Origin of the sequence: Vibrio rumoiensis (assembly GCF_002218045.2) — a bacterium.
Taxonomy (GTDB): Bacteria; Pseudomonadota; Gammaproteobacteria; order Enterobacterales; family Vibrionaceae; genus Vibrio; species Vibrio rumoiensis.
Window position 1 is genome coordinate 101,067 of record NZ_AP018688.1, and the last position, 8,551, is coordinate 109,617.

The following is an 8,551-nucleotide window of genomic DNA, read 5'->3' on the forward strand; positions in this document are numbered from 1 at the left end:
TTTTTGATACCTTTTACCTAAATTATGTTATCTGCATGCTTGGATCTTAGTTGCCAAAGCTAAGATCTGTTTTGGCAACCTAAAAAGTGTTATGAATGCAACATTTTTAGTGAGTAGATAACATAATTTAGGTATATACACCTGAAAAGTGTTATCTAGATCTCAGTAATCAGGGTTGTCGTTTATCTCAATGAGAGTATTAATTTTTTCTAAAACGGAGTCCACTTCCACTTCTTCTTGCTGTGGCTCTATGATTGCTTGGCGTTTTGCTAAGCTTTGGTCCACTTTATTTGCATACTCATCTTTGCCTAAGTATCGGTATGCCATTGACAGCTTGATAAGTTCTTCATCAGATAGGCGTTCTTTATGCTGTAAGCGCTTTAGTTCAAGTACTTGAATCGTGTTTTTAGCATCATGTAGATTGAGCTCTTCAACGTTACCTTGTTTAAGCCAACGGAATAAGAATTTTATCTCTACGATACGATTCCCCTTCTTGATAAGTTCAAAGCCTTTATCGCCATTGCTACTTTCTAAAAATAAGAGTTCTTTTTTGATTGTTGGGTGCTTAGAAAGTTCTTCAATACTGTTACGAATACAACGTTTCATGAAGACACTGTTGTTTTTAAAAGAGCTTTTATCTTTTTTAAGTTTTCCAGCCTCATCAAGTAAACCAAAAACACCTTTCAAATCATTCAGTTTTTGAGGGTGCATTTCAAAACCTTGGTCTTTAAAGCGGCTTAATAATTCATAGAGTCGCTTTGAGTATTCTTTATTAAGATCAAGAAAGTTATGTGTATTGATAAGCGCAAACCCTTGATTATACTCAATGTACTCGGCTTTAAGCATATCGTTCGGCACCATCGTTAACACGCCGTTTTTGTATTTTATATTTTTGAATAAAGGGCGGTAATCAAATTCTACCTCTCCCCTACTCGTCTCTATTTTTATCCCAACTTTATGGCTGGCAAGTCGGTTGGCCACTGGGCTTAAGTTACTGCCTATGTGTTTAGAATTAATACCGAGCCATTCAGAAAGTTGGTGTGATGTGAACTCATAATGAGGTGTGTTTTTATCCCAGTCGGTAACTTTCATGTTAGCAATCATAAGAGCAAAAAGGTCGGCTTCTCGTGCAGACAGGTCTTGTCTGCTAAATACAAGTTGATGGCCTTTCTTTATGTGTTTTGGGAGCTTGTCGCTTACGACTGGGTAATATAAAGACTGATCTTCCATTCTAATAATCCAAATGACATAATTTAGGTGATAATAACAGAATTTAGGTAGTGACACCTAGATTTTGTTATCTAGTTGGTATATCTATCACCTGGATTATTCAGGCTGAATATTGACAAAAAATATTCGATGTAAACAGGAGTTAACCTTTAAAGTGGTGTGTGTTTGGTTAGCTACTGTTTTAAAGGAAGAAGGAGACTCATTGGAATCTATCGTCCCTACCCTACTCCTTAAGTAAATTTGTATACTATTTTTAATTCGATGATTATTTGTGAACCCGGTAGTAGTAACGTTGAATAGCTTTGAAGCAACTGCCTGAGAGGTATAAAGAATCATAGTGAACCAAATTAGGTTTTGACAGAATTGAGTCAGTAGCTTTATTAATTGATAAATAATTAAAGGTATTGATAAGTTGCTTAGTGAAGCGTCCAATCTTGTTATCACTATCGTTCAATATTCGAGACAGCAACGTCCAAATATAAAGGACTAACAAGCGGCAAATTCAGCCTGAGGTATTACAACACTCATGCGTGCGAAATCATGGTATTAAAGTAGAATTTTTCTTCGTCGATTAACATAGTTGGAACAGGTTGGTTTTCCTATTTCACCACATATTCCTTCCTCAATACTCATGGTTTTCCACGTAGCACCGAGAACAAGCTCAGCTTCTACTTGAAGTAGGGGGCTAGACACATAAAGCTATGTTTATCTCTCATTCTAAAAGAGAGTGAATATTTATCATTATTCAGGCTGAATATTGACAAGAGTTAAACGTAAAGTATCCAAAAATCGATACTTAAATAAGAAAGCGTATCAGTATAGTGATACGATATTACTGTGTTCCTCTAGATTAGATATTAATTTTGACATCCTCCCCCTGCTAAGTCGCAGGGGGATTCCCATTACTAGGGCGCACGCTAAATTGCTTTAGGTGCAAGTTCCTGATTCATCAAGCGGCTAACGCCGACTCTCCACAGGCTAACAAGCGGTGTCCCCGCTCTAAAATATTTAATGCACCAACAATATCCGCATTGTTGATGTAACCACACTCGACACACTCAAAATGAGCTTGTGTCTTGCGGTTTTCTCTCGATACATGACTACAGCAAGGGCAGGTTTGGCTTGTGTATTGAGCTGGTACAGCAACAACTAAGCCGCCATTCCATAACTGCTTATACTCAAGTTGTCTTCTGAACTCATACCAACCTTGATCGAGTATTGATTTGTTCAGCCCTGACTTGGCTTTCACGTTCTTGCCGTGTTCTTCTGCATTGCCTTTCGATGATTTAGACATATTAGATACACGTAAGTCCTCAATCGCTATCATTGCGTGATTCTTGCTGATTTGATTTGAGGCTTTGTGTAGGTAGTCCTTGCGGCAATTCGCAATGAGAGTGTGTAGCTTTTGAATTTTGGCTTTCTGCTTCATCCAGTTGGCGGAAAATTTAACTTTTCTTGATAGCTTGCGCTGCTCGATAGCCAAGCGTTTTTCATGCTTGCGAAATGCGTTAAGCGGTTTTAGGTGCGAGCCGTCAGACAGCGTGATGAACTTGGCAACGCCCATATCAATACCAACGGCAGATGTAGTGTTATGCTTAGGCTCATCAATATCTTGCTCTACTTGGAACGAGATATACCAGTGACCTGATTTAAAGCTCACGGTGCAGTTCTTGATGTTGCCTTGCACTTCTTGAGACTTGCGAAACTTCAACCAACCGAGCTTGCTTGGTAGTTTCACTCGCTTACCGTCTAGCTCGCAGTATTTGTTGAAGTTAACAAAGCGAATTGAGTCTTGGTTTTTGCCTTTTTTCTTAAATCTAGGCTTATCAGCCGCTAGTGACTTGTCGAAGCATCGCATCCAAGCACCATGCAAATCTTTAAGTTTTTGCTGTAGGTTATCGGTGTACGCCTCTTTGAGCCAAGTAAGGTCTTCTTCTTTTTTCCACTGCGTCACCAGTTTATTAAGCTCAAAAGCACTTGGGATCTTCTCGCCAGACTCCAGCTTATCTACGCAGTAACGCAAGCCTTGGTTCCACACAAATCGAGCATGACCGCAAAGCACAGCAAGCCTAGCCGCTTGAGCAGCAGTAGGCTCTAGTCGAAACTTGTATGCTTTACGTATCAACATGACAATCAGTGTGTAGAATGATAATGTATTTATTATAAGTATTTGCAACGAAAAGGCAATATCAGTGAGTGAAGAATTTAATAAAGGTCGGCACAGTTGTTATTCACTACATTTACACCTCGTTTTCGTAACAAAATACAGGAGAAAAGTATTTGGAGATTTACACTTACAAAGCCTTGAGGCAACTTTTAGAGAGCTTTGCTTGGGTTTTGATGCGGAGTTAAAGGAATTTAACGGAGAGCCTGATCATGTTCACTTATTAATATCAACATCCCCGAAAACACCTAGCATTGCAAAACTGGTTAACTCGTTAAAAGCAACCAGTTCACGCAGGATTCGTAGAGAGTTTAATGATGTGGCAGGGGCGTTTGGTAAGAATGTTCTTTGGAGTCGTTCTTACTTTGCTGGAACATGCGGAGGTGCGCCACTAACAGTTATTCGCCAGTACATCGAACAACAGGATAGACCGCATTAAGGTGCTATCGCACCTTTGGCTATTCCCCTCCCTGCTCTTTCGCAGGGAGTACCCTAGCCATTTAGGATGGCTAAACATCTACATTCTCAGTATTTCGTAAAATCCATTGCAATTAAGCAGTTAAAGGAAAAAGTGAATAGTTTAATTGGCTTAAGGTTGCCGACAATGCCCAAACAAGGTTGGGTTCGCACTATTCGTGAAGCACTAGATATGTCAGGAGCTCAACTAGGGGCTAGGTTAGGTATATCTCGTAATAAAATTTCGATTCTTGAACGAAAAGAAGCAGACGGCAGCATAACAATAAATCAAGGGGCTGTCCTAGATAATGAAAATTATCTAGGATGGTTTTATGAGAAAGAGTCGATTAAGTTGGTATAAGCAAAAAAGATTGATCGAACTGTTTGTTGCTGGAACGACAGCTAGAACAGCTTCATCGCTCGTGGGGGTGAATAAAACCACTGCTAGCTTCTATTTTCATCGACTTAGGATGATCATATTTGAACATCAAGAACATATGGAAATGTTTGATGGTGAAGTAGAAGCCGATGAAAGTTATTTTGGTGGTCAGCGTAAAGGTAAACGAGGCCGAGGGGCTGCTGGTAAAGTGCCTGTATTTGGGCTTTTAAAGCGCAATGGTAAGGTTTTTACGGTAATTATACCCAACGCCAAAGCTGAAACTCTTATCCCCATAATACGAGAAAAAGTTAAGCCAGATAGCATTGTTTATACCGATACATGGCGTAGTTACAACGCTCTCGATGTGTCAGAATTTAAGCACTACAGGATAAATCACAGTCAATTATTTGCAGATAAAACAAATCATATCAACGGAATTGAAAATTTTTGGAGTCAAGCAAAGCGCCATATGAGGAAGTTTAATGGTGTTCCAGAAGAGCATTTTTATCTGTATTTAAAGGAATGCGAATGGCGATTTAACAACAGTAACCCAAAGAGCCAATTAAATGAATTAACTCAATGGGTTAAAGTAAGTATGGGTTAGTTATCTAGGACAGCCCCTAAATCAATTAAAGCAGTTAGCATCAGGCGTAGATTCTGAGTTGCTCTATGCCATTGTACCGAAACAAACAGTGGAACAAACCATAGAAGAACGAGCTTATGATTTGGCGAAAAATTTAGTTGATATTACTAATCAACATATGTTTTTGGAAATGCAGCAACTAAGTCCTGAAAAACAAAATGAAATGATTAGGTTATTGGCTGATGAAATAAAACAATCAGGTGGTCGGGCGCTGTGGAAGTCTTAATAAAAGTAATGATTATTAGTATAGAGAGAGCATTGAAATAAAACTGAGGCTTTTTTAATGAAGTCTCAGTTTATTATCCCCGAATTCAACTGCGAAGTGCGACACTCGCCAATATCAAGCAGCCAATGCCATTTCTTTAAATACAATCGCTGGCTGCTTGAAGCCTAAACACTTTCTTGGTCGATAATTTATTCGCGATAGAGCGAATTCAATATCGCTATCCGTTACTGTTGTTAGATCGGTTCCTTTTTTCACATATTGCCTTAAAAGGCCGTTAGCATTCTCATTGGCTCCACGCTCCCAAGAGCTATAAGGGTGGGCAAAATACACATCAGCTTCCAACTCCTTTGCGATGGTTTCATGACCTGCAAACTCTCTCCCGTTATCTGCCGTGATGGTATGCACATGCTCCTTATAAGGCATGAGTAGCTCTATGGTTGCTTTGGTGACATCATCTGCTGACTTAGATGGCACTTTTTTTACCACGTAAAATCGTGTTTTACGCTCCAAAATAGTCACCATAGCCCCAGTGCCGTGTTTGCCTAAGACAGTGTCGATTTCCCAATCACCAAATCGCTCCTTACTGTCAACGATGCTTGGCCGAACATCGATAGAAACGGCATTCTTGATAGCGGGCGCTTTTTCTTTTTTACCGCGACGATACCGCTTGTGTCCTTGTCTCAAATGGCGATATAGCTTGCCACCCAAGCGTTTATCCTGTGCAACAAATCGGTAGATCCACTCATGGCTGACAGCGGCACCGACTTTCGTTAATACACTGGAAATTTGCTCTGGGCTCCAATCCGCTTCTAAAAGCAAGCGGATAAAATCAACACGCTCCTGTGGTATACGGTATTTACGCGCTGATGTGCGTTTTTTGATTGATAACATCTGGGCTTCGTTAGGACAATAATGTCTGCCCTTGCGGCCGCGTTTAAGCTCCCGATATACCGTAGAGCGATGGCACTGAACAGTTTTAGCTATTTCAGAAACCGAAATTCCCCGTTCCAAAAGAGCCGAAATCTGATATCTTCTGCCCTCGGTCAACTGCTGATAATTCATGGTAGTACTGCTTGTTTCTTTGACGAGAAGAGCGTACCACTTTTAGCAGTTGGCCTCCTCTTCTACACCTTTCCATGAATGTCGCACTTATTATCTGAAATCGGGTCTAAACTTAATTATTGTGATTACTTATTATTTTAGTTATTGCCTGATCCAACTCATCTTGAACCTTCTTCGGCAATCTTCCAAACTCATACGAGAAGTTACGGCCTTTCACGCGCTTACGTGCAAACACGCCTTTAGTCTCGAACTCTACTAATGGGGTGACTTCAGCTTTGTCTCTTTCTTGCTTAGCTTCGGCTATTTTTAGCTCAGCTTTGATCGCTGAAAGTAGGGCGTCTTTTTGCTCTTCTACTGAATATTCAACCTGAATATTGACAAGTTTTTTGTCAATGGTTTTGATAAATGATGTTAAAGAAGCCTTATCACTAAAGGCTTTTATGACTTTATCAAGAATAGAATAATCCTGATGAGATAGGGCATTAGTGACAGGGAATAATGCCACTAATTTTGAATCGATATTTGCAGCTTTCATTGCCTTACTGACGCCAGCTTGGCTTAACCCTAGTTCTTGGGCAAGTTCAGCTTGAGTAATATCAACGTTAGCTTTTTTTAGCGCAAGGCACTGCATACCAATTTCACGCAAGTTGTGTTCTTTGGCCGTTTGTAACTGTTTGGCCAACGCTTTTGCGTCACTGGTTGATAGGGCATCTTTTGTAACCAAGATTTTAAACTGGTTTAGCTTACCACCTTCAAGTAGGAAACGTGCGCGACGACGAGAGCCATCCAGTACATCGATTTTTCCATCAACTTCATAACCTACGGCAGGGTAGAACTGTTGGAACTGAATAGAATCGAGATCTTGTAAAGATTCTTTGGTGAGTAATGACTGATCACGGCCATTTACATCAAAGGTGACAAAGGTATTGTTCTTTACTTGCTCATAACTCAGTGTGAGTTCATGGAAGGTTGCTTTCTGGCCTGATGCTAATTCCCAGTCAACACTTTTGCCAACCGCTTCAATACCAAACTGCTTAGCGAGAAATGCTTCTACCGATTGACCACTTTTTTCAATCTCAGTAGAAAGCTGGCGAGATAGTGAGTCTATATTCACTTGAGTGGCACCTTGCTGTGCTTCTTGAGAGCCGACTGTGTTTCCTAGTGGGCTGATCGCTCCGCGTTTCTTCGCCATTATGCTTGCTCCTGTTCACGCCATACGCTGAGAATGTCACGCTGAATTTGACTTGTGACCTCGTAACTATTTTGTTGTGCTGTTTGAAAAGTAGATTTACTTTTCGGGTACTCACTTTTTGACATATCAAACACGGTTGAGAGTAGTGAGGATGATTGTCTGATCGCTTCACTGTTTTTGAACTCTTTTGAGTACAAATAGGGTGCAAAGTGATCATAAAGGCTGTTCATCAGCTCGGTCGTGGTTGAGCTGTCTTTATGATTGGTTAGCAATATTTTCATAAAATCATAACCGGCATGGTCGGCATTTTTCAGTAATGCCCAGACCTGTGGAATGTAGCTAAAGTATGAACAGGTTGCATCGATGTCATTTTCTGTAATGGAGAGCGGAAAGACAACACTGGTAGCGGCATAGTAGGCATTGTAAGTAGCATAGCCAAGTGATGGTGGCGTATCGATGATGATGATATCGAACTCATCTTTAACCGTATCAATGATCGTGCTTAAAATAGAGTAAGGGGAGGGTAGTTGTTGACTGAATACTTGTTCATGGAACCAGCCTTCGATAGCTCTATCCGTTTGAGATGCCGGCAAAATTCGTAGGTTCGGTATAGTGGTAGGTAGAAAAGCCTCCGATACAGCCTGTTCGTAGGTTTCACCTTCATCTAAATCAAAGTTACGCATCATTAAATCACCAACGGATAAACAGCCTTCCTGGGCCGCTTCTGGTGCGTAATACATCGATAGGGTGGCTTGTCCATCCATATCAATTAAACCTACACGGTACTCTTGATGAAATTCCGTCGCTAAACCTGATGCAATAGTTGCGGCAGATACGGTTTTACCCACACCACCTTTTTGGTTCTGAATAACAATCACTTGTGCCGTTTGCTTACTACTACGTTCGAATTTAATTTCTTTACGTAAAGATTCAGGAAGCAGGGCGCGAACTTGATACATTTCTTCAATATCAATCGACCATTGTGAATCGTCATGACGACGTGGATCGATTTCAGCGCTGGCCACGTATTTATCGAGTGTTTTAGCATCGATGCCTAAGTAGGTTGATGCTTCAGCACGAGTGAAGTTACGTAATTCTTTACGGTGGTTGGCCAATAAGCGCAAATTACGACGCTTTATGTATTGGTCAGCACCTTCTTTAAGTTGCTGAAAATCTTGTGTGGTGTGATTGGTATCCAT

9 protein-coding genes are annotated in these 8,551 nt (G+C 40.6%); 4 read left to right on the top strand and 5 right to left on the bottom strand.

All coding sequences use genetic code 11. From position 1 onward, the window contains the following. Positions 1 to 162: 162 nt before the first annotated feature. Positions 163 to 1,230 (bottom strand): replication initiation protein, encoded by a 1,068-nt coding sequence (locus VRUMOI_RS19145; RefSeq protein WP_089138958.1) that lies wholly within the window; start codon positions 1,228 to 1,230, stop codon positions 163 to 165. A 949-nt stretch (positions 1,231 to 2,179) separates the two neighbouring features. Beyond that, positions 2,180 to 3,358: an RNA-guided endonuclease InsQ/TnpB family protein gene (locus VRUMOI_RS19155; RefSeq protein ID WP_089138959.1), complete on the bottom strand. Its 1,179-nt coding sequence runs from the start codon at positions 3,356 to 3,358 to the stop codon at positions 2,180 to 2,182. A 58-nt stretch (positions 3,359 to 3,416) separates the two neighbouring features. Between VRUMOI_RS19155 and tnpA the strand changes: the two genes are divergently transcribed. From tnpA to VRUMOI_RS19175, 4 genes are all read left to right on the top strand, one after another. Then, positions 3,417 to 3,833: an IS200/IS605 family transposase gene (tnpA, locus tag VRUMOI_RS19160; RefSeq protein ID WP_089138960.1), complete on the top strand. Its 417-nt coding sequence runs from the start codon at positions 3,417 to 3,419 to the stop codon at positions 3,831 to 3,833. A gap of 66 nt (positions 3,834 to 3,899) precedes the next feature. Further along, positions 3,900 to 4,211, top strand: coding sequence for a helix-turn-helix domain-containing protein (locus tag VRUMOI_RS19165; RefSeq protein ID WP_089138961.1), 312 nt, complete (start codon positions 3,900 to 3,902; stop codon positions 4,209 to 4,211). After that, positions 4,183 to 4,833 carry an IS1595 family transposase gene (locus VRUMOI_RS19170; protein WP_089138962.1) on the top strand — a complete coding sequence of 217 codons (651 nt, stop codon included), beginning with the start codon at positions 4,183 to 4,185 and terminating at the stop codon, positions 4,831 to 4,833. Before VRUMOI_RS19165 ends, VRUMOI_RS19170 begins: the two co-directional genes overlap by 29 nt. Before the next feature lie 88 nt (positions 4,834 to 4,921). Next, the gene (locus VRUMOI_RS19175; RefSeq protein WP_162598470.1) at positions 4,922 to 5,098 is read left to right on the top strand and encodes a hypothetical protein; all 177 of its coding nucleotides are present in this window, start codon (positions 4,922 to 4,924) and stop codon (positions 5,096 to 5,098) included. A 114-nt stretch (positions 5,099 to 5,212) separates the two neighbouring features. Here the strand turns inward: VRUMOI_RS19175 and VRUMOI_RS19180 are convergent, their stop codons facing one another. From VRUMOI_RS19180 to VRUMOI_RS19190, 3 genes are all read right to left on the bottom strand, one after another. Beyond that, positions 5,213 to 6,160 (bottom strand): IS30 family transposase, encoded by a 948-nt coding sequence (locus VRUMOI_RS19180; RefSeq protein WP_041155238.1) that lies wholly within the window; start codon positions 6,158 to 6,160, stop codon positions 5,213 to 5,215. A gap of 112 nt (positions 6,161 to 6,272) precedes the next feature. Beyond that, positions 6,273 to 7,352 (bottom strand): ParB family protein, encoded by a 1,080-nt coding sequence (locus VRUMOI_RS19185; protein WP_089138964.1) that lies wholly within the window; start codon positions 7,350 to 7,352, stop codon positions 6,273 to 6,275. Beyond that, on the bottom strand, positions 7,352 to 8,551 hold the full coding sequence (locus tag VRUMOI_RS19190; RefSeq protein ID WP_089138965.1) for a ParA family protein: 1,200 nt from the start codon (positions 8,549 to 8,551) through the stop codon (positions 7,352 to 7,354). The genes VRUMOI_RS19185 and VRUMOI_RS19190 overlap by 1 nt, the downstream gene beginning before the upstream one ends.